The organism is Brachybacterium sp. JB7 (assembly GCF_003335205.1).
GTDB classification, from domain to species: domain Bacteria; phylum Actinomycetota; class Actinomycetes; order Actinomycetales; family Dermabacteraceae; genus Brachybacterium; species Brachybacterium alimentarium.
The window spans coordinates 1-25055 of record NZ_QPGN01000009.1 but is presented as its reverse complement, the minus strand read 5'-3'; the positions used below and the strand labels follow the sequence as shown (position 1 = coordinate 25055).

Annotated in this window: 19 protein-coding genes and 1 tRNA gene; 9 read left to right on the top strand and 11 right to left on the bottom strand. The window is 71.4% G+C overall.

Going from position 1 to position 25055, the window contains the following annotated elements:
• Positions 1 to 186 precede the first annotated feature (186 nt).
• Entirely contained in the window at positions 187 to 1653 is a 1467-nt protein-coding gene (locus CIK81_RS11780) for a DUF2079 domain-containing protein (RefSeq protein ID WP_241964138.1), read from the top strand.
• 111 nt (positions 1654 to 1764) lie between these two features.
• On the opposite strand, the gene CIK81_RS11775 is transcribed toward CIK81_RS11780, so the two are convergent.
• The 3 genes from CIK81_RS11775 to CIK81_RS11765 are packed head-to-tail and all read right to left on the bottom strand — an operon-like array spanning position 1765 to position 5620.
• The gene (locus tag CIK81_RS11775) at positions 1765 to 3189 is read right to left on the bottom strand and encodes an alpha/beta fold hydrolase (RefSeq protein ID WP_114355745.1); all 1425 of its coding nucleotides are present in this window, start codon (positions 3187 to 3189) and stop codon (positions 1765 to 1767) included.
• Entirely contained in the window at positions 3186 to 5378 is a 2193-nt protein-coding gene (locus CIK81_RS11770; RefSeq protein ID WP_114355744.1) for a prolyl oligopeptidase family protein, read from the bottom strand. Before CIK81_RS11770 ends, CIK81_RS11775 begins: the two co-directional genes overlap by 4 nt.
• The gene (locus CIK81_RS11765) at positions 5375 to 5620 is read right to left on the bottom strand and encodes a hypothetical protein (protein WP_096163886.1); all 246 of its coding nucleotides are present in this window, start codon (positions 5618 to 5620) and stop codon (positions 5375 to 5377) included. Before CIK81_RS11765 ends, CIK81_RS11770 begins: the two co-directional genes overlap by 4 nt.
• Positions 5621 to 5696: 76 nt before the next feature.
• Here CIK81_RS11765 and CIK81_RS11760 point away from each other — a divergent pair, with 76 nt between their 5' ends.
• On the top strand, positions 5697 to 6923 hold the full coding sequence (locus CIK81_RS11760; RefSeq protein WP_158542015.1) for a glycoside hydrolase family 3 N-terminal domain-containing protein: 1227 nt from the start codon (positions 5697 to 5699) through the stop codon (positions 6921 to 6923).
• 132 nt (positions 6924 to 7055) lie between these two features.
• Here the strand turns inward: CIK81_RS11760 and thiD are convergent, their stop codons facing one another.
• Positions 7056 to 7931 carry a bifunctional hydroxymethylpyrimidine kinase/phosphomethylpyrimidine kinase gene (gene thiD, locus CIK81_RS11755; protein WP_114305051.1) on the bottom strand — a complete coding sequence of 292 codons (876 nt, stop codon included), beginning with the start codon at positions 7929 to 7931 and terminating at the stop codon, positions 7056 to 7058.
• A gap of 212 nt (positions 7932 to 8143) precedes the next feature.
• Between thiD and CIK81_RS11750 the strand changes: the two genes are divergently transcribed.
• Positions 8144 to 9067: a hypothetical protein gene (locus CIK81_RS11750; RefSeq protein WP_096163883.1), complete on the top strand. Its 924-nt coding sequence runs from the start codon at positions 8144 to 8146 to the stop codon at positions 9065 to 9067.
• A gap of 37 nt (positions 9068 to 9104) precedes the next feature.
• Positions 9105 to 9899 (top strand): hypothetical protein, encoded by a 795-nt coding sequence (locus CIK81_RS11745; protein WP_114355742.1) that lies wholly within the window; start codon positions 9105 to 9107, stop codon positions 9897 to 9899.
• A 6-nt stretch (positions 9900 to 9905) separates the two neighbouring features.
• Here the strand turns inward: CIK81_RS11745 and cls are convergent, their stop codons facing one another.
• The 4 genes from cls to CIK81_RS11725 form a co-directional block, all read right to left on the bottom strand.
• A complete protein-coding gene (cls, locus tag CIK81_RS11740) occupies positions 9906 to 11393 on the bottom strand; it encodes a cardiolipin synthase (protein ID WP_096163881.1) in 1488 nt (495 codons plus the stop codon).
• A gap of 163 nt (positions 11394 to 11556) precedes the next feature.
• A complete protein-coding gene (locus CIK81_RS11735; protein ID WP_114311263.1) occupies positions 11557 to 12441 on the bottom strand; it encodes a Bax inhibitor-1/YccA family protein in 885 nt (294 codons plus the stop codon).
• A gap of 137 nt (positions 12442 to 12578) precedes the next feature.
• Positions 12579 to 13712, bottom strand: coding sequence for a PLP-dependent aspartate aminotransferase family protein (locus CIK81_RS11730; protein WP_114355741.1), 1134 nt, complete (start codon positions 13710 to 13712; stop codon positions 12579 to 12581).
• Positions 13713 to 13950: 238 nt separating this feature from the next.
• A complete protein-coding gene (locus CIK81_RS11725) occupies positions 13951 to 15297 on the bottom strand; it encodes an MFS transporter (RefSeq protein WP_114355740.1) in 1347 nt (448 codons plus the stop codon).
• A gap of 241 nt (positions 15298 to 15538) precedes the next feature.
• Here CIK81_RS11725 and CIK81_RS11720 point away from each other — a divergent pair, with 241 nt between their 5' ends.
• Positions 15539 to 16639 (top strand): ROK family transcriptional regulator, encoded by a 1101-nt coding sequence (locus CIK81_RS11720; RefSeq protein ID WP_114311260.1) that lies wholly within the window; start codon positions 15539 to 15541, stop codon positions 16637 to 16639.
• Between the two features lie 15 nt (positions 16640 to 16654).
• Here CIK81_RS11720 and CIK81_RS11715 read toward each other — a convergent pair whose 3' ends face one another.
• Positions 16655 to 17386 carry a YggS family pyridoxal phosphate-dependent enzyme gene (locus CIK81_RS11715; protein WP_114355739.1) on the bottom strand — a complete coding sequence of 244 codons (732 nt, stop codon included), beginning with the start codon at positions 17384 to 17386 and terminating at the stop codon, positions 16655 to 16657.
• A 39-nt stretch (positions 17387 to 17425) separates the two neighbouring features.
• Positions 17426 to 17499 (bottom strand) — tRNA-Leu (locus CIK81_RS11710).
• A gap of 74 nt (positions 17500 to 17573) precedes the next feature.
• Here CIK81_RS11710 and CIK81_RS11705 point away from each other — a divergent pair.
• Positions 17574 to 19736, top strand: a complete 2163-nt coding sequence (locus CIK81_RS11705) for a helicase-associated domain-containing protein (protein ID WP_114355762.1) — start codon at positions 17574 to 17576, stop codon at positions 19734 to 19736.
• Between the two features lie 174 nt (positions 19737 to 19910).
• Entirely contained in the window at positions 19911 to 20207 is a 297-nt protein-coding gene (locus CIK81_RS11700) for a hypothetical protein (protein ID WP_096163875.1), read from the top strand.
• Positions 20208 to 20332: 125 nt separating this feature from the next.
• On the opposite strand, the gene gndA is transcribed toward CIK81_RS11700, so the two are convergent.
• Positions 20333 to 21793, bottom strand: coding sequence for an NADP-dependent phosphogluconate dehydrogenase (gene gndA, locus CIK81_RS11695; RefSeq protein WP_096196723.1), 1461 nt, complete (start codon positions 21791 to 21793; stop codon positions 20333 to 20335).
• Between the two features lie 334 nt (positions 21794 to 22127).
• On the opposite strand from gndA, the gene CIK81_RS11690 reads away from it, so the two are divergent.
• Both CIK81_RS11690 and CIK81_RS11685 read left to right on the top strand, forming a co-directional pair.
• Positions 22128 to 23096 (top strand): hypothetical protein, encoded by a 969-nt coding sequence (locus CIK81_RS11690; protein WP_241964137.1) that lies wholly within the window; start codon positions 22128 to 22130, stop codon positions 23094 to 23096.
• A 95-nt stretch (positions 23097 to 23191) separates the two neighbouring features.
• The gene (locus CIK81_RS11685) at positions 23192 to 24847 is read left to right on the top strand and encodes a DNA repair helicase XPB (protein ID WP_096196722.1); all 1656 of its coding nucleotides are present in this window, start codon (positions 23192 to 23194) and stop codon (positions 24845 to 24847) included.
• Positions 24848 to 25055 lie beyond the last annotated feature (208 nt).

Below are 25055 nucleotides of genomic sequence, written 5' to 3'. Positions count from 1 at the left end.
CTCCGGGGGACGGGATGAAGCGGGTGCCGCGCCTCATCACGCCCGGGGTCCCGGTGCACACCGCCACTGTGCACTCCATCACAGATGGGCGTGATCCGGGCCCGCTCCGCGGAATCCGTGACGGAGACGAGACCAGCGCACCCGCGCGAGCGGCCCCGTCGGGGAGGCGGCGTATACCCTCGCAGCGTGGACCTCCCCGCCGACACGACCGCGCCAGCGGCCCCTCCGCATGCCCGTCCCGGGAGCGCGTCGGAACCGGCCGACGCCGCAGCGCGGACGACGGCGCTCGTGCGCCGTCTGGTCCCGACCCTGCTCGCGGTCATCGCGTCCCTCGCCTACGGGATGCAGGGCACCCAGCAGTTCCGCCACCTCGTGGCCAAGTCCTGGGATCTGGGGATCTTCACCCAGCTCGCCCGGGACTACGGCGAGCTGCGGGCACCGATCGTCCCCATCAAGGGCGACGACGTGAACCTGCTGGGGGATCACTTCCACCCGATCCTGGCCCTGCTCGCCCCGGTCTGGTGGGTGTGGCCGTCGGGCGAGGCACTGCTGTGGACCCAGGCCCTGCTGCTCGGGGTCTCCGCGATCCCGCTGACCCGGCTCGCGATCGACCGGCTCGGCCCCGCTCTCGGCTCCCTCGCCGGCGGCGCCTATGTGTTCTCCTTCGGACTGCAGGCCGCGGCCTCCGTGCAGTTCCACGAGATCGCGTTCGCCGTGCCGCTGCTGGCCCTGTCGCTGACGGCGCTGCTGCGCGGGAGGGTGCTCCCCGCGATCCTGTGGGCGGCGCCCCTGGTCCTGGTCAAGGAGGACCTCGGGCTCACGGTCGCGGTGCTGGGAGTGCTCATCGCTCTGCGCCATCGCGCCCACCGGGCCGAGGGCATCGGTCTGGCCGGCTGGGGTGCGGGCTGGTTCCTGCTGTCCACCTTCGTGATCCTGCCGCTGCTGAACACCGCCGGGCAGTACGACTACACCGACAACCTCGGGTCACCGCTGGAGGTGCTCTGGCCACCGGCGAAGTGGATCCTGGTGCTCATGCTGCTGCTCGCGGCCGGGGTGATCGGCGCCCGCTCGCCGCTGATCCTCCTGCTGCTGCCCACGCTGGCCTGGCGCTTCGCCGGCACCGTGGACTTCTACTGGAGCTGGGGCTGGCACTACGACGCGCTGCTCATGCCGATCGTGCTCGCAGCGATGCTCGATGCGCTCGGCGACCGTCGCACCGGGCGGGCGACCGCCTGGGCACGGCGGGACGCCCCGATCCCGGTGGCACGGATACGGGTCACGGCCGTGGCCGCTTCCGCGGCGGTCACGCTGATGCTGGGCGGGGCGATGCCGGTGCTGGACGTCGTGCGCCCCGACCAGTGGGAGCCCACCTGGCGCGCCGAGCCTGCGGCGAGCGCCCTCGAGGCGGTGCCCGACGGGGACGTGCTCGCGGTGGACATCACACTCATGGCGCATGCGGTCCCCGACCACGACGTGCAGTGGATCCACGGCCCCAATCAGCGGGTCCCGGACTGCGTGCTGAGCGACGACTACGCGTTCTCCTGGGCCGACGGCCCGCCCGAGGACATCGCCGACTGGGCGCAGCAGACCTGGGGCACCGACTTCGAGACGGTCCATGAGGAGGGCGGCTTCCGGGTGGCCTGCCGTCCCTGAACGGGGCACCGCCGGGGGTGCCCGCCGGTGCGGCCCACCGGTGCCGCCCGCCTGTGTGGCCCACCGGTGTGTCCCGCCGGTGTGTCCCGCCGGTGTGGCCCACCGATCGGGTCAGTCCACCTTGAGGTGCCGGGTGCGGCGGGCCCGGGGATCGACCTGGGCCTGCTCCCGCTTCGCCTTCACCGACTCCACCCGCAGCCTCCATGGCGAGTACCGTTCCGCGGCGAGGGCGATCTGCAGGCCGCGGGAGAGCGCCTGGTCCGTGGGGGTCGCGGGCAGCGCCGCCAGCGCGGCGGCATGCTCGGGCAGCAGATGCGCCACCCCGCAGGCGCCCCAGCGGGCGGCGACCTGGGTGATATGGCTGCGGGAATCGAGCATCGAATGCCCAGCGCCGTTCACCTCCAGGAGCCGTGCCCCCGGGATCCGCTCAGCGACGGCACGGGCGATGCTCGGCGGGGCGACGAGGTCCTGGGAGCCGGAGATCACGAGGGTCGGGGCCGTGATCGCCGGCGCGAGCTCGTGCAGGTCCAGCACCTCGGAGGTGAACGGAGGCGCCGACCGGGCCCGCTCCCCCGCCACGCTCAGAGGGTCCAGCGGCCCGCCGTCGGCGTGACGGCCCTTGCCCAGCTCGGTGTACCCGATGCGTGCCGTGAGGTCGTGCTCCATGACGTACGGGGTGGACTGCAGCCATCCCTGGTCGAGCACCTGGCGCACACTGTTCCAGGTCAGCTGCCCTCGCCCCAGGGCGAGCAGATCCACCAGGTCGCGCACGGCCGCGCGGCCGCCGTGCTCGTGCACCGCGAGCACCACCGGCCCGGCCCGATGTCCGTCGACCACACCCTCGGCGACCAGGCGCCGCAGCACCGCGGCCGTCGTGGAGGTCGAGGGGACCGTGCCATCCCAGTACATCGCCCGCATCGTCTGCTGCGCGATGAGCTCATCGTCGGCGCTGGTGAGCGGGGAGTCGAGCACGAGGGAGTGCACGCGCTCGGGATGGAACACGGCGAGCGCCTGCGCAAGATACGCGCCGTATCCCGCGCCGTAGACGACGACTCTCGGGGCCCGCGCGTGATCGAGCACGGCGAGCAGGTCCCCGATCACCTCGCGCAGCGTCATCCCCTGGACCGGCAGGTCCTGCCCCAGCGCATCCAGTCGGGACAGACCGACGCCGCGATGCTCCATCATCAGCACGTCCAGGCCCCGCCCCGCGAGGGAGCGGCGCAGCACGTCATAGGGCAGCACCGATGCCCGCTCGGGACCGTCGGGGATCAGCAGCACCGGCACCTGCGGCTGCGCGACAGACGGTTCGCCCGCCGTCGCCGCGTCGGCCGCAGCCCTCACCGACGCCCTGCCCGGGCCGCTCCTGGCTCGTCGTGGCCGACGCGGCACGGCCCGCGCGTAGCGCAGGGGGAACAGGCGTCGGTCCTCCGCCGAGATCTCCCGGTAGACCGTCATCAGGTCGTTGCGGATCTGCAGGAGATCATCCTGCGCGGCACGATCGAACAGGTCGACGGAGCGCATGGCGGGGAGCTTCACGCTCCGATCGTGTTCCACAGGAAGGTGTACAGCAGTGCGTTCATCCGCGCCGCCTGCTCGTTGGTCGCCGCTCCCCCGTGCCCGCCCTCGGTGTTCTCCCACGAGCGGACGTCCGCACCCAGGGACTCCATCGCGGCGGTGAACTTGCGGGCGTGCCCGGGATGGACCCGGTCGTCACGGGTGGAGGTGAGCAGGAACGTCGGCGGATAGGAGGGGCCGGCGTCCGCACGCAGCAGATGGTACGGGCTGAAGGTGCGGAGGAACTCCCAGTCCTCGGTGTCCGGATCGCCGTACTCGGCCATCCACGAGGCCCCGGCCAGCAGGTGCGAGTACCGCTTCATGTCCAGCAGCGGCACCTGGATGATGACCGCTCCGAACAGCTCGGGGTACTGGGTGACCATGTTGCCGGTGAGCAGGCCGCCGTTGGAGCCGCCGCGCACCGCGAGGTGGTCGCGATCGGTGACGCCCCGCTCGACGAGGTCCTTCGCCACGGAGGAGAAGTCCTCGTAGGCGCGGTGGCGGTTCTCGGTGAGCGCGGCCTGGTGCCAGCGGGGCCCGTACTCGCCGCCTCCGCGGATGTTCGCCAGCACATAGGTGCCGCCCCGCTCCAGCCAGGCCTTCCCGATCGCTCCGAGGTAGCCCGGGGTCAGGGAGATCTCGAAGCCGCCGTAGCCGTACAGCAGGGTCGGCGAGGGGGTCGTCGACTCCACGCGGTCGGTGCGCGAGATCTCGAAGTACGGGATGCGGGTGCCGTCGTCGCTCGTCGCGAAGTGCTGGCTGACGTCCAGGCCCTCCGCGTCGAAGCGGGCGGGAGTCGACTTGATGGTCTCGAGCGCTCCGGGCTCGCCCCCACCGGCGACCTCGGAGAGATCCCCGAGCAGCAGCGTGGTGGGCTCGATGAATCCGGTGACGGTGACCCAGATGCGGTCATCGATGTCGGCATCGACCGCGGCGACCCCGATCGATCCCTGGAGCTCGGGATACAGGTCCCGACGCACCCAGGTGCCGTCGTCGTCGCGGGTGTGCACCTCGAGGCGGTGCACCACGTCCTCCAGGACGGAGAGCACCACGGTGGTCCGTGTGATCGTCATGTCCTCGAGGGAGGTGGATCCGGTGGGCTCGAACAGCACCTGCAGCTCGGCCGTGCCGTCCAGGAAGCCCGCGAAGTCGCCGACCACGAGGGACCCGGCGGAGTAGGTCTCCCCGTCCAGCTCCCAGTCGCTGCGGGGGCTGAAGATGCCCAGGTCGCGGTGAGCGGTCGCCTCGAGATCCCGCGGCACCTCGAGCGTCGTCAGCACCGGCGGGTCCTGCTCGCGGTCGACCACGTGGATCGTGCTGTCGTAGAAGGCATGCGCCTCGATGACCCAGTCGCGCTCCCAGCCCGGGGTGGAGTCATGGGCGGCGAAGACGGCCATGTCGGTCTCGGCGACCTCGTGCACCAGCTGCGCCTCGGCGAGCGGAGTGCCGCGCGTCCACAGGCGTGCCTGGCGGGCGTAGCCGGAGCTGGTCAGCGTGCCCTCGCCGAAGTCGGTGCACACCCAGACGGTGTCCACGTCGATCCAGCCGAGGCTGCCCTTGGCCTCGGGGCGGAAGAATCCGCCCTCGGACTCGGGCACGAACTGGAGCGTCTCCAGGTCGAACTCGCGGGTGACATCCGCGTCCGAGCCGCCGTGGGAGAGGTCGACGAGGGCGTGGCGGTACGGCTCGCCGTCGGCCAGGCCCGTCGGCCGCAGCAGGCGCGCACCGTGCCACACCCAGTCCTCGCCCTCGGCCTCGTTGAGCGCGTCGACGTCCAGCAGGACCTCCCACTCCGGGGCATCGGTGCGATAGGACTCGAGCGTGGTGCGTCGCCACAGCCCGCGCTCGTGGTCCGCGTCGGTCCAGAAGTTGTAGAGGTGCTCGCCGCGCAGCACCACCCCGGGGATCTTGTCCTTGGCATCGAGGATCTCGCGGATCTCGTGCTGCAGGGTCTGCGCGAGCGGTGCGCCGTCGGGGTCACGCGGGTCGGCGACCGCGTCGAGCTCGTCCTCGGCCCGTGCGTTGTGCTCGCGGACCCAGGTCAGCGCCTCCTGCCCGGTGACATCCTCGAGCCACTGGTGCGGGTCGGTGGAGCCGTCGGCGGCAGGGAGCTGCGGACGACTGGTGGTGGTCGCCGCAGCGACATCGCTCTGGGGGCTGGCATCGTTCATCGGGTCTCCTTCAGGACGGCGGCGGAACGGTCTGCATCGGTCGTGCGCTCGGCATCGAGGGCATCGATCGCCGGCTCACGGGCGGCGGCGCTCGTGGACAGCAGGACCGAGGTCGGGACGTCCCCGACCTCGCGGCCGCCGGACACGTCGGTCCGGCGCGCCCGCACGGCCGGCAGCACGCCGGTGGCGGGGTCGATCGCGACGGCCCGAGGGTGCTCCCGGGGCGACGTCTCGGTGCTCATGGGGCCAGCCTACGGGCACGGCGACGCCCGGCAGCACGACTTCCTGAGGCTCGTCGCGGCGTGGAACACTGGCGCCATGCGCCGACGTCATCTTCTGGCCCTGACCCCCGCTGCAGCGCTCGCCGCCTGCACCGACTCCGGACAGGATCCCGCTGCCGACGGAACCAGCGACTCCGGCGGCTCCTCCGACCACGGGGGATCCGACGGCGGCAGCTCGGACGGCGGTGCGGAGCCCACGGCGGATCCCACCACCGAGCCCGAGCCGACGGCCGCGGAGCTGCTGCTGGACGAGCTGAGCCCGCGCGAGATCGCCGGCCAGCTGGAGCTGGTCGGGATCCCCGCAGGCACCGAGATCCCCGCAGAGGTATGGACCGACCATCACGCCGCCGGCATCTTCCTGCTGCAGGTGTGGAAGGACCCCGCCGCAGTGGAGTCCGTGGTGAGCAGCGCCCACGACGGCGTCAGCGACGGCGTGGCGCCCCTGATCGCGGTGGACCAGGAGGGCGGGCAGGTGCGGATGCTGCGCGGGGATGCCGCCCGACGCACCCCGTCGGCCGAGACCCTGGGAGCTGACAGCGCTGACAGCGGCCGGGCCGTGACGGACGCGTACACGAGCATCGGCGAAGACCTCGCCGCGCTCGGCATCCACGTGGACCTCGCTCCGGTCGCCGACGTCGTGGACCCCGAGCTGGGCGATGCCAATGAGCCCGTCGGCGGGCTGGGCCGCGGCTTCGGCACCGAGCCCGAGCACGTGGGCGAGTGCGTGCGGGCCGCGGTCGAGGCGCTGACGGCGCAGGGTGTGGCGGCCACCCTCAAGCACTTCCCGGGCCTGGGCCGGGTGGAGCAGAACACCGACTTCTCCGCCGAGGGCATCGAGGACACCGTGACCGGCCCTGATGACCCGTTCCTGGACTCTTTCACCGCGGGGATCGACGCCGGTGCCCAGCTGGTGATGATGTCCTCCGCGATCTACCCGGAGCTCGAGCCGGGAGTGCCGGCGATGTTCTCCTCCGTGGTCATCACCGATCTGCTGCGCGATCAGCTCGGCTACGACGGGCTCGTGGTCACCGACGACATCGGCGCCGCGGAGGCCGTCGCCTCGGTGCCCGTCGCCGACCGTGCCACGCGCCTGCTCGAGGCCGGCGGCGACCTGGTGCTCACCGCCGATGCCTCGTTGACCGGACAGCTGGTCGACGCCGTCGAGGACTGGGCGGGGCAGTCCTCCGCGCAGGAGGAGCGGGTGCGGGAATCGGCGCTGCGCGTGCTCTCCCTCAAGCAGGACCTGGGTCTGCTCGACGGCTGAGCCGAGCCGGCCGGACCCGCTGAGCCCGTCGGACCCGCCGGACCCGCCTGATCCCCGCACTCGCCGGATCGCCGGGTTCGCCGCGCTCGCCGGGACCGTCCGGGTCCGAGGCGCTCCGTGCGTCCCGCCCGATCAGTCCTTGTCGAGCGTGATCAGGTGGTTCAGCGTGCTGTAGCCGGAGTCGCTGCGGGAGATCGACCAGTCGCCGGCGTTCTCGATCGCACTGGCCAGGAACTCACGGGCCGAGGCCACGATCGTCACCAGGTCGTCGTCGGTGCCGGCATCGCCGATCTCCTCGAGCTCCCCGGCCCGGTCGTACTCCTCGATGCGGGCGAGCTGCGCGGCGATCGCGGCGGAGAGCGTGGACCCCGCACCACGCACGCGCCGACCGGGGACGCGATCGGCGCGCAGCAGGTCGGTGCCACCGGGATGCACCAGCACATCGACGGCGTCATCGTGCTCGAGGCGCCCGCCGGTGACCAGCACGGCCTGCGGCCCGAGGGCCTGGAGGGCCAGCGCCTGCTCGCGCATCTCGTCCAGCGAGGTCGCGATCGGCCTGCCCAGCAGCTGCGCGGCCTCGGCCATGTTCGGGGTGAGCAGGTCCACCAGAGGCACGAGGGAGTCGCGCAGCGCGCGGGCGCCCTCGGCGGAGATCAGCGCGGACCCGTCGCTGCCCACCATCACCGGGTCGAGGAGGAGCCTCCCCAGCCGGTCCCGGTGCTCGCGCACCGCTGCGGCGACCGCCTCCACGACAGCGGCGCTGCCCAGGGCACCGATCTTCGTGGCATCCAGCAGCAGATCCGTGGCGACCGCATCGATCTGGCCGCGCACCACGTCCCCGGGGAGGTAGTGGATCCCGCGCAGACCCTGCGTGTTCACGGCGCAGATCATGGTCGCAGCGCTCGCGCCGTACGCTCCGAGAGCCGTGAACGTCTTCAGATCCGACTGGAGACCGGAGGCACCGTCGGAGTCCGAGGCGGCGATCGTGAGGACCAGGGGTGGGCGCATGCAGACTCCATCCATCGGGGCCGGGGCGGGCAGGGGGCTCCGTCGGCCGTGTGCCCGGAGAGTACCAATCGCATCTGGCCTCGGCCGCGCGGGGATCGCCGAGAGACCGACCACTGTCCGGTCAGGGCACCGAACGGGTGGTCCGTGCGAGAATCGCCCGGGGCAAGGGGCCCGGATCGGGGCATGGGACCGGCTGCGCCGGGGAGGTGACGATGACTGAGAATCCGCACGGCGACGATCTGCGGTCCGCGGGCTCGGGCCTGCCCGACTTCACCGGCGCCGAGCCGGACGCGCTCCCGGACCACGAGGGGCAGCAGCACGTCCCCGACCTGAGCGACCCCAGCCCGCGCTCGCGCCGACGCACCCTGGCCACCGTGCTCTCGATCGTCGGCTCCGGCGTGGTGCTCCTCGCCGTGCTGGCCCTGGTGCTCTCGCAGACGGTGTTCCGCTCGGTCCTGGACCAGGATCCCGAGGCGTACGACACGGCTGATCGCACCGGAGAGGGCCATTCGGAGTACGTGCCGAACCCCGAGGATCCCGACATCGCCCCGCCGCCGCCGATCTTCACGGAGAAGCCCACCACGGACTGCACCGTCCCCGAGCCCTCCCCCGCCCAGCGAGCCGATCCCGGCACCATCCGCGGCGGGGATCTGCAGTACACGATTCCTCCCACCTGGAAGTTCGCCTGGGGGTCCGGTGCGCTGCCGTACATGACAGAGGTCGACGCACAGGGCCGGAACGTCGAGGGCAGCTGGTACAGCGTCGTGAACCTCGGTCGCGTGGTCTGGCCCGAGGAGGAGGGCGGCTATCCGGGCATGGAGTCCGCTGCCGTCTCGATCTTCCAGTGCTACGCGACCACCTCCGGGGTCGTCGCCTACTTCGGTGACCATCCCGAGGTGACGGACTACCGGTCCGAAGCCTTCACCGTGGACGGCAGTCCTGCATGGATAGTGCAGGCCACCTATCATTTCGAGGACCCGGCGGTGCTCTCGACGACGGACTCGTCGGTGGTGACCGCCGTCGTGGTCGAGGGACCGGACGGGCCGAGCGCCCTGGCCAGCGACGTCGCGGCCGACCAGCCCGAACACGTCCAGGAGCTCGAGGACATCATCGACAGCCTCGAGGTCGTCGAGTGACGTTGCCCCGGACAGGGCATCGACGAAGGAGCATCCCGTGCACACCGGACCGCAGCACACCGGCACCCCGCCGCCGACCCCCGGCGGCGGTCGAGGTGGCCCGCTGCTGGTCGGCGTGCTCTCCTTCGCGCTGGTCTTCCTCCTGATCGTCGGCGCCACCGTCGCCTATCTCGTGCTGCGTCCGTCCGGACTGGGGGGTGCCGGTGAGCAGACCACCACCGCGCACAGCTCGGCCGCCTCGGCGACCGGGAGCGCCTCCCCCGAGCCCACGGAGGTGGTCGAGCAGCGCTGCTACTCCCCCGAGTACGAGCGGACCTCCACGAACCCGTCCGGGAAGCTGCGCGGCGGCGGGCTGCAGTTCATCCCGCCCGCGGAGTACAGCGGCCGTGGATCCACCGGCCCTGCCTCCTTCCTCAACGACACCCAGATCGCCCGCGGCGAGGTCGAGAAGAACTGGTACTCCTCGGCCACCGTCGGCCTGGTCCAGTGGCAGCCCGGCATCGACTATCCCGGCAACGAGGCCGCCTCCCAGCGGATCGCCAAGTGCCTCTTCACCGACGGCAGCTGGGGCGGCAAGGCGACCGAGCGCACCTGGGACGACGAGGTCACCAAGCCGGTGACGATCGCGGGGATGCCCGGCTACGAGACCACAGCGGTCGTGAACTTCGGCCACGACACCCTCGAGCGGACCGATGCCACCGCGATCCTGGTGGTCGTGCTCGAGGCGGACGAGGGCCCCAGCGCCCTGGTCCTGGAGCACGCCGTGGGCGTCACCGAGCATGAGGAGGCGGCCGAGGAGGCCTATGAATCCCTCACGGGGCTGGGAAGCTGACCGGACTCAGACGACCGCCGACGCGAGCCGACAGAGATTGTCCAGCAGTCGCATCGGCACCGGCCGCTGCTCCCACTCCTCGAGCGTCAGCTCCCGGCTGCGGGAGCGGTAGACGTCCTCGACGTGGTGCATCTTCTCCATGAAGTCGGTGCCGCCGATCATCATCGAACTCTCCATGTCCAGCAGGAACGAGCGGATGTCCATGTTCGAGGAGCCGATCACCGTCACGGCGTCGTCGATCGTGACGTGCTTGGCATGAAGGATCGTCGGCGCGCGGTAGAGCCAGATCCTGACGCCCGCCTCGAGCAGCGCCGCGTAGTAGGAGCGCTGGGCGTGGAAGACCAGGAACTGGTCGCCGATCTCCGAGACGAACAGCTCGACCTCGACCCCGCGCCGCGCGGCGGTGACGAGTGCGGCGAGCATCGACTCCTCGGGCACGAAGTACGGGCTGACGGCGATGATCCGTCGGCTCGCGGAGTAGAAGAGCTGGTTGAACAGCGCGAGGTTGTTCTCGAACACGAAGCCGGGCCCGCTGGGCACCAGCTGGCACTCGTAGCTGCCCGAGGTGTCCGTCGGCGCCTGGACCAGGTCGTCCTCGGTGAGCATCTCCGCGGACTCGTAGTACCAGTCCGTGGCGAACAGCAGGTTCATCTCCGAGACGATCGGCCCGCGGAACCGGGCCATGGTCTCCTGCCAGTGCAGGCCGCGCCGGATGTTGGACTTCTTGTCGTAGTGGGCGGCGATGAGGTTCTGGCTGCCCATCCACCCGATCTGACCGTCGAGGATCAGCAGCTTGCGGTGATTGCGCAGATCGGGTCGCTGGAAGGCGCCGTCGCGGAAGGGCTTGATCGGCATCATCGGATAGTGCTCGATGCCGTGGGCGTCGAGATGACGGCGCATCGCCCGGTAGACGGACCCGTGGCTGAGGGAGCCCCAGTGGTCGTACAGCACACGCACGGTCACGCCGCGGTCGGCCGCCTCGGCGAGGGCATCGAAGAAGTCCTGCGTGACCTCGTCCAGCGCCATGGCGAAGAACAGCACGTGCACCTCGCGGGTCGCGGCGCGGATGTCCGCCGTCATGCGGGCGATCGAGGTGTCGTAGTCGATCTCGAGATCGGCCGAGTTGTTGCCGGTCAGCGGAAACGCGCCGAGCTCCCGGTTCAGGCTCACGGCGGACTGCAGCCAGCTGGGCGAGTCCTCGTCGAGCTCGCTGTCGGGGAGGTCCTGCGCCCGCACGTGCATCAGACGGTTGATGACCTTCTGCTTCTCACGACGCTTGCGGGGCAGCTCGGCCTTGCCCAGGAGCAGGTAGAGCGGGAAGCCGACCAGCGGGAGGACCATGATCGCCATCAACCAGGCGAGGGCCGACCCGGGGCGACGGTTCCGGGGAACCACCACCAGGCCGACGAGTCGCAGGAGCACGTCCAGACCGAGATAGACGTAGGTCACCACGACCACGCCGTGGTCCTGGATCCATTGCCAGAGCTCGGCCACGGGGAGCTCCTCTCTGCGGGATGGTCCGCCCGGCCGATTCGCCGTGCGTTCGACCAGATACGTCACGGCGGGCCCCGAGGACGGGACCCGCCGTGCAAGCATACCGATCGGACACCGCGCGGCCGTGCCGGTCGCGTTCGCTGCCGATCAGCTGCGGTCGATATCAGTCACCGCGGAGGATCGAGAGGATCCGCAGGATCTCGATGTACAGCCACACCATGGTGGCGGCGATGCCGAAGGCGCAGCGCCAGGCGTAGACGCGGGGCACACCCGCGTTCGAGGCCCGCTGCACGTCCTCGAAGTCCAGGACCAGCGAGTAGGAGGCCATCACCACGGCGAGGCCGCCGATGACCAGACCGAACACGCCTTCACGCAGGCTGCCGCCGGACGCGAAGATGTAGACGATGTTCACCACGCCGAACAGCAGGTAGGCGACCATCGCGACCATGAAGATCTTGGTGAGCTTCGGGGAGCTGCGCAGGACGCCCATGCGGAACAGCACCAGCACGGTGCCGGCCACGGCGAGGGTTCCGAAGACCGCCTGCAGGGCGATGCCCGGGAACGCCGCGCCCAGGACGGCGCTGAACCCGCCCAGGAGCAGACCCTCGAACGCCGCATAGGCGAGCACGAGGATCGGCGAGGGCTGCTTCTTGAAGATGTTCACGAGGGCCGTGACGAGGCCGCCGATGAGGCCGACCACGAGGGAGACCTGCGCCAGCATCATCCCGGCGCTTGCGCCCTGTTCACCGGCCACCAGGCCCAGGACCGTCGGCAGCACGCCCACGGCGAAGCCGACGACGACGATCAGGCCGAGCGTCGCCGTGATCGCGTTCAACGCGTCACGCAGGGTCATCCGGCCGGTGTCGTGACCGCCCGCGGACGGGCGGGCGTAGATGGCCTCGAGGTTGTCGGGGCTCTGCTGGTCGAAGCCCGAGGACCATTGGGTCCCCTGGGCCTGTCCGCCCTGCGACTGGCCGAACTGGGGGGCGGTGTAGTTCTGCCCCTGCACTGCCTGGTCGCGGCCGAACACGATGTTGTGGCGTGCCATGGCGCTCCTCACGAGAGTTGGTGGGCCGACGTCGGGGACCACGTAAAGAGCTCCCCGGCGCGCCGACCCCTCTACTGTATCGACGATTCCCGTGCCGGACCTGGAAGCGGACTCCGCTCTGAGCGAGAAGCCCGCGTTCAGTGCGCGGCGCGGAGCGCCTGGTCGAGGTCCTCGAGCAGATCGCCGATGTCCTCGATGCCCACCGCCAGTCGCAGCAGCTCGTCCGAGATGCCGGCGTTCTCGCGCGCTGTCGGGGTCATGGCCTCGTGGGTCATCGTGGCGGGGCGGCAGATCAGCGACTCGACGCCTCCGAGGCTGACCGCATAGCCCGGATAGCGCAGGGCCCGCACGAAGGCGACCCGATCCAGGCCGGGAGCGAGCTCGAAGGAGAGCACCGCACCGGTACCGGTGGCCTGGGAGGCGTGGATCCTCGCCTCCTCCTCGCTGTGCGAGCCCGGGTACCGGACCGTGGCGATGTCGTCATGGGCGCGCAGGTGCTCCACGATCGCTCGCGCGTTCGCCTGCTGACGCTCCAGGCGCAGCGGGAGGGTCTTGATCCCCTGGATCAGACGGAAGGAGTCTCCCGGGGAGAGCACGCCGCCCTGCGCCTTCTGCGCGAGGGCGAAGGCCTCCGCCAGCCTCTCGTCATCGGTGGTGATGGCCCCGGCCAGGAGATCGGAGTGGCCCGCGAGGTACTTGGTGGCGGACTGCACGACGACGTCCGCCCCCAGCTCGAGCGGGCGCTGCAGCACCGGGGTCATGAAGGTGTTGTCGACGATCACGATCGCCCCGTGGCGATGAGCGAGCTCGGTGAGGCGGCGCAGGTCGGTGATCCGCAGCGTCGGGTTCGCGGGGGTCTCCATGAAGACCGCCCTGGTGGCGGGGGTGAAGTCCTCATCGGTCAGTGCGCCGAGATCGTCGACGAAGCGCCCGGTGACGCCGCGCCCGGGAAGCACCTGGTCCACGAAGCGGTAGGTGCCGCCGTAGACGCTCGCCGGCAGCAGCACCTCGTCGCCCACCTCGAGGGTGGACAGCGAGGCGGCGGTGGCGGCCATGCCCGAGGCGAACGCGAAGCCGTGGGCGGCACCGTCGAGCGTGGCCAGGACCGTTTCGAGCTGCGCCCGGGTGGGGTTGGAGCCGCGCTGGTAGGCGTAGGCGCCATCCTCGCTGCCGGGGTCGAGCTCGTACGTCGAGGCGAGGTGGACCGGTGGGACGACGGCACCGAACTCATGGTGCCGGAGCGTCTGCACGGCGGCGGTCTGGATGTGCACGGGGCCCTCCACAGGTCTCACGTCGGGACGGGCCCCGGGTGCCGGTCGGCCCGGGCGCCACGCGTCGGGCGCCACGTCCACAGTAGGCACGTCGGGCGGTGACCAGGAGCACCGGATGACCGAGTGTGACAGCACCGACCCAGCAGGACGCGCAGGTCCCAGCAGGGTCGGTGCTGACTCGGAGAAGTCGGAGCGCCCCGGAGCGGCGCCCGGGGCGCTCGTCGGGTCAGGTGGACGCTCAGACGCCGACGGAGACCTCTTCGCGGGCCTCGACCGCGGGGAGGGAGCCCGTCATGGTGTCCTCGTGACGGCTGAGCACCTCGAGGGTGCGGCGGGCACGCACGCGCAGCGCCACCAGGGTGGTGACGACCATGACGAAGCCGACGCTCGCCAGCACGATCGAGACCGCCATCGGCGCCTCGAAGCCGAAGCCGGCGGCGATCACCGCACCGCCGAGGGCGGCGCCGAGCGCGTTGGCGACGTTGAAGGCGGCGTGGTTCAGGGAGGCGCCGAGCACCTCGGAGCGGTGCGCCACCCGGATCAGCCAGGTCTGCATCGCGGGGTTCAGCGACGAGTTGGCCGCGTTGACCAGGAAGAAGCCGATCAGCAGCGCGACCAGGGAGACGTGCGCGACCAGGAACAGGCCCACCAGCGCCGCGATGTACAGCGGGAAGCCGATCATCAGGGTGCGCTCCAGGGAGCGGTCGGTGGCGGCGCCCCCGATGAGGTTCCCGACGGTCATGCCGAGGCCCGCGGCCGCGAGCACCCACGGGACCGCGGCGGCCGGGGCGCCGGTGACATTGGTGGTGATGTCGGCGACGTAGCTGAACACGGCGAACCCGCCGGCGAAGCCCACCGCGGCGATGCCCATGATGATCCACAGCTGGAGGCGCTTGAGCGCGACGACCTCCTCGACCATGCGCCGGCCGACGGGCTTCGCCTGGTGGGGCACGGTGCGGTAGAGGGCGACCACCGTGACCAGGAAGATCAGCGTGATCAGCAGGTAGACGGCTCGCCACCCGGCGAACTGGCCGACCGCCGTCAGCACGGGCACGCCGATCAGGTTCGCGACGGTGAGGCCCGACAGCGCGAGGGCGACGCCCTTGCCCTGGTTGCCGGGGCCCATGAGGGAGGCGGCGAGCAGCGAGGCGACGCCGAAGTAGGCGCCGTGCGGGATGCCGGCGAGGAAGCGGGCCGCGACGGTGAGCTCGAAGGTGGGCATGACCGCCGAGAGGATCGTCCCGACGGCGAGCGCTGCGGCAAGGGCCACGATCATCGAGGACCGGCTCCAGCGCACGGAGAGCACGGCCAGGATCGGGGCGCCGACCACGACTCCGAGAGCGTAGGCGGAGATCGCGATGCCGGCCCGGGCGATGCCGCCCTCGGGGTCGGTGGCCATCTGGTCGCCCAGCAGGCCGTGCGCGAGGCCGGGCAGCAGACCCATGGTCACGAACTCGGAGGCTCCGATGCCGAAGCCGCCCAGGGCGATCGCGAGCAGGGCGAGACGGCGGCGCGCGGGGGTCAGCTCCGGCTCCGAGCCCGGGGCGTCGGGCGGGACGGTGCGGATGTCGTCGATGGCGGTCATAGAGGTTCCTCGGGCTTCCGAAAGCGGGTGTTCACGGACGGGCTCCATCGACCCGGGGTCCAGAGTAAGCCAACGCTGTTGCGTTACGTCAAGAGGGTCGGGAGGCTGATCCGGATCACATCTGCTCCGGGTGCTCGCCGAGCGGTTCTGCTGCGCCCATCGGGCCTGGTCCCGGGCAGGTCGGGCACACCGGAGCGGTCCTCGCCCGCCGGCCCGACTCGGGGCAGGGGCTCGTGCGAGGATGGGCGCTGTGAGACCGACAACTCCTCTGGACCGCGTCGCCGGGGCGCATGACGCCGCGGTGCTCGCCGTCGCTCGGCGGGGCGACTCGGTCTCACGGGCCGATCTGGCCCGGGCCCTCCAGGTCACCCCGCAGGCGATCTCCAAGATCCTCGGCCGCCTGATCGGCCGCGGTGTGATGACCGAGGCCGGCACGATCGTCTCGGGCCCCGGCAAGCCGACCACGCTCTACCGGATCGTGCCCTCCTCGCGCCGGGCGATCGGCCTGCACCTCACCCGCTCCCGCGTGCGGGGCGTGGTGGTGGACCTGACCGGTGAGATCCTCGAACGCCGCGAGCTCGAGATCGGGCGCCTGCAGCCGGTCCCCGAGCTGATCGAGACCCTCGCTCTCGAGGCTCGCGCACTCGCCGAGGTGGGCAGCGGGGAGCTGCTCGGCGCCGGGGTGGGGATGCCCGGGCCGGTGGACTGGGGCGAGGGCGTCTACCGCGGCACCGCGCAGCCGGATCCGTGGCGGGGCGCCTCGATCCGGCAGCTGCTGCTCGAGGAGCTGGGCCTGCCCGTGCTGCTGGACCACGACTCCCGTGCCGCCCTCGTGGGAGAGACCTGGTCCCAGCCCGGACTGCTCGACGACGCGGCCCTGGTGCTGGTCGAGGACGGGATCGGCGCGAGCCTCTGCCTGGACGGGAACATCGTGCGCGGGGCGCATTCCCACGCCGGCGAGGCCGGGCACACCGTGGTGCGGATGGACGGGGTGCCCTGCAGCTGCGGCCGACGCGGCTGCGCACAGGCCGAGTACCAGGCTGCGCTGGAGGCCGGGGACGAGGAGTTCGCCGCGAGGATCCTCGCCACCATCGTGGTGAACCTGGTGCGGCTGGTGGACGTGGATCGCGTGGTCCTCGGCGGACGCACCGTCTACACGCACCACTCCGCGTCCATGGATGCGATCCGGGACGCACTCGCCGTGGGCCTGCGGGCCGAGCCCTGGGTGCACGTCGAGGTCATGCTCTCCACCCGCGGCACCGACCTCATCGCCGTGGGCGCCGCCTGCGAGGTGCTCGAGCACGAGTACGGGATCCCGCAGGCGCTCGTCGGCCCCGGCTGAGACGCCGCGACGGCGTCAGGCGCGCGCGCCGAAGATCGCCGACCCCACCCGCACGATGGTCGCGCCCTCCTCGACCGCGATCTCGAGATCGCCGCTCATCCCCATCGACAGCTGCGTGAGCTCCGGCGCACCGAAATGCTCGCGCGCCTGGTCGCGCAGCGCCCGCAGACCGCGCAGCGAGGCGCGCACCTCGTCGGCATCGCTGGTGTTCGCGCCGATCGTCATGAGTCCCACCGGACGCAGGTTCTCGCTCGCCCGGAGCCGCTCGAGGATCGGGCCGACGGCCTCCGGGGTGGGCGCGTACCCGCCCTTGGACTCCTCACCGGAGGTGTTGACCTGGATGAGCACGTCCCGGACCAGGCCGGCGTTCGCGGCACGGCGCTCGAGGGCGTCGGCGATGTCCCCGCGATCCACGCTGTGGATCAGCTCCGCGAAAGCGACCACGTCGCGGGCCTTGTTGGTCTGCAGACGGCCGATGAAGTGGCGCGGCACCTCGTTGCCCGCCAGCAGCGGGTCCGCGTGCTTGGCGATCTCCTGGGCCCGGTTCTCCCCCACCGCGATCGTGCGGTTCCGCTGCCGGAGCAGGTCCACGACGACGGCGATCTCCTGCGGGGTGCGGGTCTTGGTGGCCAGCAGCAGGGTGATCTCGCTGCTGTCGCGGCCCGCGCGCTCCGCGGCGGCGTCGATCCGCGAGAGCACGTCGTCGAGGCGGGCGATGAGCTGGTCGGAGGCGGAGGAGGTGGTCATGCCCCCATTGTGGCTGAGATGCCGCCGTCCTCGCATCCGTGCCCCCAGCGGGACTCGAACCCGCACTGCGCCGCTTTTAAGGCGGCCGCCTCTGCCGATTGGGCTATAGGGGCATGCCGGGAAGGTGCCGCCCGGGCATGACCCGTGATCCCTCGTCCGGCGCGCCCACTCTATGCTGGATCCCATCATGACCGCTGTGATCCGGTCCCTCGCGGACTCCCTGCGACGGTTCGGCGACGACCGGCTGGAGGCCCTGCTCGTCGCCCGACCGGATCTCGTCTCGCCCCTTCCCAAGGGACTCGGACCCCTCGCGGCCCGCGCCGCCGGCGCCACGTCCGCCCGTCGGGCTCTGCACGCGCTCACGCTGCCCGAGCTGCATCTGGTGGAGTCGCTCGCCGTGCTCGAGGACGGCGCCTCGCCCGCGGCGCTCGCCGCCTCCGTCTCCTCGGACCCCGCGACCATCGGTCCCTCCCTCGAGCGTCTCACCACGCTCGCGATCGTGTGGGGAGAGGACGAGCTGCACCTGGTCCGCCCGCTGCGCGAGAGCCTCCGCGCCCCCGCCGGCCTCGCCCCCTCCTCGCCCGACGATCCCGCTCCCGAGCAGGCGGAGCGGCGGGTCAGCGCCGCCCGGGAGACCATGGCCGAGGCACTCGACGCTCTCACCTGGGGGCCTGCTGCCGTCGAGGGCCGCGGACGCCTGGCCGCCGCGCTCCGGGAGGCGGGCATCGTGGTGGCCGACGGCGACGGCGGGCTGCGGATCCCCCGGACCGTGCACCTCGCCCTGCGCGGTGGTCGGGTGCGGCGCGGGTTCGCCGCGCAGCGCCCCTCCCCCGAAGGCACCGAGCTCTCCGAACGGATCCCCGGCTCCCGCACCGCCCAGGCCGTCGAGCAGGCCTTCGAGTCGCTGCGTCTGCTGGGCACCGTGCGCAGCTTCGACGACGATCCCCCCGGCGTGCTGCGCAGGGGCGGTCTCCCCCGGCGCGACCTGCGGCGCCTCGCTGATCGTGCGGGGGTCTCCGTCCCGGCCTACGCGACCGTGCTGCAGTCCGCCTGGCAGGCCGGCCTGATCGGCCACGACGGGCAGGAATGGCACCCGACCCGCGACTGGGACGCGCACCGGGTCCAGGGCGCCGAGGAGCGCTGGGCCGAGCTGGTGCTGGCCTGGGCGCTGGGCCATCACCTCGCCGCCGTCGTCGGCACGCCCGACGCCACCGGCACCGGGCGATCGCTGCTGTCGGACCTCACCCGACGCGATGGGGTGCGCACGCGGCGCGGCAGCCTGCTGCGCACCCTGCGCACCAGCCCGGGCATCGACGCCACCGCCCGGTCGCTCTCCCTCTGCCTGGCATGGGCCTTCCCGCTCGTCCCCGCCGACGTCATCGAGGAGGAGACGTCCGCCCTGCTCACCGAGGGCGCGGCTCTCGGAGTGCTCCACGGCGGCGCCCTGACGAACCTCGGCCAGGAGCTCGTGCTCGCTCTGGACGAGGACGTCACCCAGGCCGATGCCCGCCTGGCCGGGGCCCTGCGCGAGGCCGCGCCCCCACCGGTCGAGGAGGTGCTGCTGGACGCCGATCTCACCGTCGTGATCCCCGGCCGGCCCGCCGAGCGGCTCCTGCCCCTGTTGGACTGGGGCGAGGTCATCTCTCGTGGAGGCGCCTTGACCCTGCGTCTGACCACGGCGTCCGTGCGCCGGGCGCTGGGCAGCGGGCGCGATGCGGAGGCGCTCCTGCTCCTGCTCGAGGAGACGTCACGCTCCCCGATCCCGCAGGGCCTCACCTATCTGCTGCGCGACGAGCAGCGCCGCCACGGCCGCGTCCAGGTCTCCCGGGCGACCACCGTGCTGACCGCCGAGGCCGAGGTCCTGGACCTGCTCCAGGTCGCGCCCGAGGCCTCCGCGCTCTCCCTGCACCGTCTGGCTCCCACGGTCGCGGTGACGCTCTCGGATCCGGGCTTCGCCCTGCAGATCTCCCGCCAGGCGGGTCTCGCGCCCCAGGCCGTCGGACCGGACGGGCGCACCGTCGGGCCCGAGGTCTCCCATTCGCTGCCCGGTGGCCCGGTCGATCCCGATCTCGTCACCGTCGGCGGCCCTGAGCTGGCGCTTCCGCCCGCCGAGGCAGTGACCAGGATCCGCGCGGCCGAGGACGGCGCCGTCGATCTCTCCGTCACCGACCGGCTGCTCGAGGCGATCGCGCAGGAGACGGAGATCCCGCTCGGCATCGTGGACGGCCGCGGCGGCGTGGTCGTGAAGCGCGCGCGTCCCCTCTCCCTCGAGGGCGGGCGGCTGCGGGCACGGGAGGCCGGGAGCGACGAGGAGTTCACGGTGCTCGTGCACCGGGTGACCCTGGGCTGATCCAGGCCGCTCCCGCCGGCACGTCCCCCGATGAAGGATGGGGAGTGCTCCCCATCGCTTCTCAGGGGGCTCCCAAGGTTATGATGTCTCCGCCGTAGCGCAGGTCACCCCCTGCGCCGAGGCCGACAGCCAGATCAGTCACCGACCCGCAGGAACCTCGAAGGGACCACCACCATGACCGACCCGAACTTCGCCGCTGCCGCACCCGCCGGCGGCGCTCCCGTCAGCAAGACCAAGTGGATCGTCCAGCTGGTCGTCTCCGTGCTGTGCCTGGGCAACATCGTCACGCTGATCCTCGCGATCCTCGGCCTGGTGAAGGCCGATACCGATCTCGAGACCGCGAACAAGTACTACAAGTGGGGCTGGATCGCGTACGTGATCTTCCTGGTGCTGTGGATCATCGGCATCATCCTCTACTTCGTCTTCGTCGCCTCCGTGGTCGCCAACTCAGGCTCCTACGAGACGTACTGAGCACGAGTCGGCGCCTCTCCGCGTCGACGCTCCACGACGAAAGGCCCGGACCTCGCGGTCCGGGCCTTTCGTCATCCAGGAGGCCGGGAGGACGCGCCGCAGTGCGACGCATCCTCCCGCAAGGATCAGTCCTGCTTGGTCTCGCGACGATCCTCGGACCACTCCACGTGGAAGGTGCCCTCGGCGTCGACGCGCTGGTAGGTGTGCGCACCGAAGTAGTCGCGCTGGGCCTGGACCAGGGCGGCGGGCAGGCGCTCGGCGCGCACCGCGTCGTAGTACGACAGGGTCGAGGAGAACACCGGCACCGGGTACCCGCTCGCGGCGGCGAAGGCCACCACGCGACGCCATGCCGGGATGCACTTGGCGATCTCGGTGGTGAAGTACTCGTCGCTCAGCAGCAGCGGCAGCTTCGCGTCGCGCTCGTAGGCCTCGGTGATCCGGTTCAGGAAGCGGGCGCGGATGATGCAGCCTCCGCGCCAGATCCGGGCCATCGCCCCGAGATCGATGTCCCAGTCGTACTCCTCGGCACCCGCGGCGATCTCGTCGAAGCCCTGCGAGTACGAGACCAGCTTCGCGGCGTAGAGCGCCTTCTGCAGGTCGTCGATGAACTGGGCCTCGTCGGCGATCTCGAGGGACTGCGCCTCGGCGGGCAGCACCTTGCGGCCGGCCTCGCGCTGCGGCGTGGAGCCGGAGACCGAGCGGGCGAACGTGGCCTCGGCGATGCCCGTGACCGGGACGCCGAGGTCCAGGGCCGTCTGCACGGTCCAGGCTCCGGTGCCCTTCTGGGCCGCGCGGTCGAGGATGACGTCGACGAACGGCTTGCCGGTCTCGACGTCGGTGTGGTGGAGCACCTCAGCGGTGATCTCGATGAGGAAGGACTCCAGGTCGCCCTTGTTCCACTCGGCGAACACGTCGCCGATCTCGCCGGCGTTCTTGCCGAGCGCCTTGGACATGAGGTCGTAGGCCTCGGAGATGACCTGCATGTCGGCGTACTCGATGCCGTTGTGGACCATCTTCACGAAGTGGCCGGCGCCGTCGGCACCGACGTGGGTGCAGCAGGGATCGCCGTCGACGTGGGCGGAGATCTTCTCGAACATGGGGCCGAGCCGGTCGTAGGACTCCTTGGTGCCGCCGGGCATGATCGAGGGGCCGTTCAGGGCGCCCTCCTCACCGCCGGAGACGCCGGAGCCCACGAAGTGCAGGCCCTTCTCGCGCAGCGCGGCCTCGCGACGACGGGTGTCGCCGAACAGGGCGTTGCCCGCGTCGACGATGATGTCGCCCTCGTCCATCAGACCGGCCAGCTCGTCGATCACGGCGTCGGTGGGCTTGCCCGCCTTGACCATGATGATCGCGACGCGCGGCTTCTGCAGCGAGGCGACGAAATCTGCCATGGACTCCGACGGGTAGAACTCGCCGTCGGCTCCGTGATCGGCGATGACCTTCTCGGTCTTGCCGACGCTGCGGTTGTGGATCGCGACCTTGAAGCCGTTGCGGGCGAAGTTGCGGGCCAGGTTGGAGCCCATCACCGCCATTCCGGTGACACCGATGTCGGCGACATCAGCGGGGGACGGAGCAAAGCTAGCCATGGGTTCTCCTCAGATCAGGTGATTGTCGAGCCGGGCCGGGGCACAGCGCCGAGACGCTCGGCGGACGGCGGGCCCGGTCCATCAGGCCCCATTCTAGTGACCTGCGGGCGCGGGCGGCCGAGCGTGCCAGCGCTTGCCTCAGGAGTCACGTTCTGTGGGTCGTGTTCCCCACGGCCGGAGCCGCCGTGAGCACGCTCGATCACTCTCGACGCGCGGAGGTGCACTCTCCGACCTACGTCGACTGCGACGGGCAGCGCCGGCGCGGTACCGTGAACGCGTCCAGCAGGGGCGACCTTCCCCTTCCACCGGCGTCCCGACCGCGAGAGAGAGCCACATGATGAGTCTTCCCCCGCACGATCCCTTCGCCCAACCGTCACCCGGTACCGGACCGGCCGGGCAGCCGTCGGCCCAGGACCCCTCGCAGGACGGGTGGGGCCAGCCCGCCCCGCAGGCACCCTCACAGGGCGGATGGGGTCAGCCGTCGGCCCAGGAGCCGGCGCCGCACGGACCCGGTCAGCCTGCGGCCCCTGGGTCCGCTCCGAACGCGAACGCCCCCTGGGGCCAGGCCCCGGCCCCGGCGGCCGGTGGCCCCGTCTCCGGCCCCGCTCCGGGATCTGACCTGGGCGCCGATCTGGGCGGAGCGCTCCAGTTCGCCGGCAACGCTCTGCTGCGCAACCCGGTCGCCTTCCTCATCGCCGGGCTGATCTACAGCGTCGTGGCGTTCGTGCTGATCGCCGCCGCGATGGGTGTGGGCTTCGTCGTCATGATCCCGCAGCTCGAGCAGACCGCGCCCTCCGACACCGCGGACCTGGGCGCGATCCTCACCTTCTACGGCATCGTCCTGGTCGGCGCCCTCCTGACCGTTCCGGTCACGCTGCTCTGGCAGACGGGCTCCGCGCGCGCCGGAGGACTGATCCTCGACGGCGGACGCCCGAGCATCGGCCAGGCGATGGCGGGCCCGATGCGCATCTTCCTCACGGCGCTGCTCGTGGGAGTGATCATCGTGGTCGGCACGATCCTGCTCTACATCCCCGGGCTCATCGCCACCGTCATGCTCATGTTCGCGATCCCGGCCGCAGTGCGCGGCGCATCCCCGGGCGCCGCGATCAAGGAGAGCTTCACGCTCGCGAAGAACAACCTCGGCACCACGATCGTCACGTATCTCGTGCTCACCGTGATCACCTCGGTCGCCAGCATGCTCGTGATCACGGTCATCGCCCTGGTCCCCTTCGCCGTCCTGCTCCAGCTCGGCATGTACGAGCGGCTGAGCGGACGCGCGCTGCCCGAGCCCGCGCGCGCCTGAGCCGCGCCGACCCTCGCGCGACGGGCCGATGGGGAGAGTCCCGACTCACCCCGTCGGCCCCTCTGCTGTTCCCGCTGCGCGCGTAGCCTGAGGGGATGACCGACGGCCCCCTCATCGTCCAGAGCGACAAGTCCCTCCTGCTCGAGGTGGGGCATCCGCAGGCGCAGGCCGCACGCGCCTCGATCGCCGCCTTCGCCGAGCTCGAACGCGCCCCCGAGCACGTCCACACCTATCGCATCACCGATCTGGGACTGTGGAACGCACGCGCCGCCGGCTACGACGCCGAATCCGTGGTCGCCGCCCTCGTGGACAACTCGCGCTACCCGGTCCCCCACTCGCTGCTCATCGACGTCGCGGACACGATGGACCGCTACGGGCGTCTGCAGCTGCAGTCCCATCCCACCCACGGTCTCGTGCTGCACGCTCTGGACACGGCCGTGCTCGAAGAGGTCTCCCGCGCCAAGCGCATCCAGGGCATGCTCGGCGCCCGGATCGACGAGGCGACGGTCATCGTGCACCCCTCGGAGCGCGGCGCGCTGAAGCAGGCGCTGCTCAAGCTCGGCTGGCCGGCCGAGGACCAGGCCGGCTATGTCGACGGCGAGGCCCACGCCATCTCGCTGCGCGAGGACGACTGGTCCCTGCGCCCCTATCAGCAGGAGGCGGTGGACGGCTTCCGCCACGGCGGCAGCGGCGTGGTCGTGCTGCCCTGCGGGGCCGGCAAGACCCTCGTGGGCGCCGGCGCGATGGCCGCGATGCAGCGCACCACCTTGATCCTGGTGACCTCCACGGTCTCGGCCCGGCAGTGGAAGAGCGAGCTGCTGCGCCGCACCTCCCTCACCGAGGACGAGATCGGCGAGTACTCCGGCGCCACCAAGGAGATCCGACCGGTCACGATCGCGACCTACCAGGTCCTCACCATGAAGAGGAAGGGCGTCCATCCGCACCTGGAGCTGATGAGCGCCCGCGACTGGGGCCTGATCGTGTACGACGAGGTGCATCTGCTGCCCGCGCCCGTCTTCCGCATGACAGCGGATCTGCAGGCGCGGCGACGCCTGGGCCTGACCGCGACGCTCGTGCGCGAGGACGGCCGCGAGGGCGAGGTCTTCTCCCTGATCGGCCCGAAGCGCTACGACGCCCCATGGAAGGACATCGAGACGCAGGGCTACATCGCGCCAGCGGTCTGCACCGAGATCCGGGTGGCGATGCCCTCCGCAGATCGCATGACCTACGCCATGGCCGAGGCCACCGATCGTCACCGGCTCGGCGCCGCACATCCTGCGAAGCTCGACGTGGTCGAGAGGATCGCGGAGCGCCACCCGGGCGAGCCGATGCTCGTGATCGGCCAGTACATCGACCAGCTCGAGGAGCTCGCAGCGCATCTGGACGCGGATCTCATCACCGGCCAGACCCCGGTGCGCCGCCGGCAGGAGCTGTTCGACGCCTTCCGCAGCGGGACGATCACGCGCCTGGTGGTCTCCAAGGTCGCGAACTTCTCGATCGACCTCCCCGAGGCGTCGGTCGCCGTACAGGTCAGCGGTGCATTCGGCTCCCGTCAGGAGGAGGCGCAGAGGCTGGGACGGCTGCTGCGTCCGAAGGCCGACGGGCGCTCCGCACACTTCTACACGGTCGTCATGCGCGACACCCAGGACCAGGACTTCGCCGCCCACCGCCAGCGCTTCCTGGCCGAGCAGGGCTACGCCTACACGATCCTGGACGCCGACCAGCTCGGCGCCGCGGCCGACGCAGGCTGAGCAGCGCGCCCCGAGTCATCCCGGGCCTCCACGCCCTACAGTGGTGCGCACATCACTTCCTCCTGAGGAGAGCACCTCTGATGACACAGCCTTCTGACGACTCCACCCGCCCCGAGGCCGCCCGCACCCCGCAGGACGCACCCCTCCCGCCGGAGTCCCCCGCTCCCGGGCGCGCTCCCGAGCCGGCGCCCCGTGGCGCCGGCACCAC

Bases quoted from the DNA above. Each gene is read 5' to 3' on its own strand.
- CIK81_RS11770 (WP_114355744.1), bottom strand. From the start codon at position 5,378: ATGAACGATGCCAGCCCCCAGAGCGATGTCGCTGCGGCGACCACCACC.
- CIK81_RS11765 (WP_096163886.1), bottom strand. From the start codon at position 5,620: ATGAGCACCGAGACGTCGCCCCGGGAGCACCCTCGGGCCGTCGCGATC.
- CIK81_RS11760 (WP_158542015.1), top strand. From the start codon at position 5,697: ATGCGCCGACGTCATCTTCTGGCCCTGACCCCCGCTGCAGCGCTCGCC.
- thiD (WP_114305051.1), bottom strand. From the start codon at position 7,931: ATGCGCCCACCCCTGGTCCTCACGATCGCCGCCTCGGACTCCGACGGT.
- CIK81_RS11750 (WP_096163883.1), top strand. From the start codon at position 8,144: ATGACTGAGAATCCGCACGGCGACGATCTGCGGTCCGCGGGCTCGGGC.
- CIK81_RS11735 (WP_114311263.1), bottom strand. From the start codon at position 12,441: ATGGCACGCCACAACATCGTGTTCGGCCGCGACCAGGCAGTGCAGGGG.
- CIK81_RS11725 (WP_114355740.1), bottom strand. From the start codon at position 15,297: ATGACCGCCATCGACGACATCCGCACCGTCCCGCCCGACGCCCCGGGC.
- CIK81_RS11720 (WP_114311260.1), top strand. From the start codon at position 15,539: ATGGGCGCTGTGAGACCGACAACTCCTCTGGACCGCGTCGCCGGGGCG.
- CIK81_RS11715 (WP_114355739.1), bottom strand. From the start codon at position 17,386: ATGACCACCTCCTCCGCCTCCGACCAGCTCATCGCCCGCCTCGACGAC.
- CIK81_RS11705 (WP_114355762.1), top strand. From the start codon at position 17,574: ATGACCGCTGTGATCCGGTCCCTCGCGGACTCCCTGCGACGGTTCGGC.
- CIK81_RS11700 (WP_096163875.1), top strand. From the start codon at position 19,911: ATGACCGACCCGAACTTCGCCGCTGCCGCACCCGCCGGCGGCGCTCCC.
- gndA (WP_096196723.1), bottom strand. From the start codon at position 21,793: ATGGCTAGCTTTGCTCCGTCCCCCGCTGATGTCGCCGACATCGGTGTC.
- CIK81_RS11690 (WP_241964137.1), top strand. From the start codon at position 22,128: ATGATGAGTCTTCCCCCGCACGATCCCTTCGCCCAACCGTCACCCGGT.
- CIK81_RS11685 (WP_096196722.1), top strand. From the start codon at position 23,192: ATGACCGACGGCCCCCTCATCGTCCAGAGCGACAAGTCCCTCCTGCTC.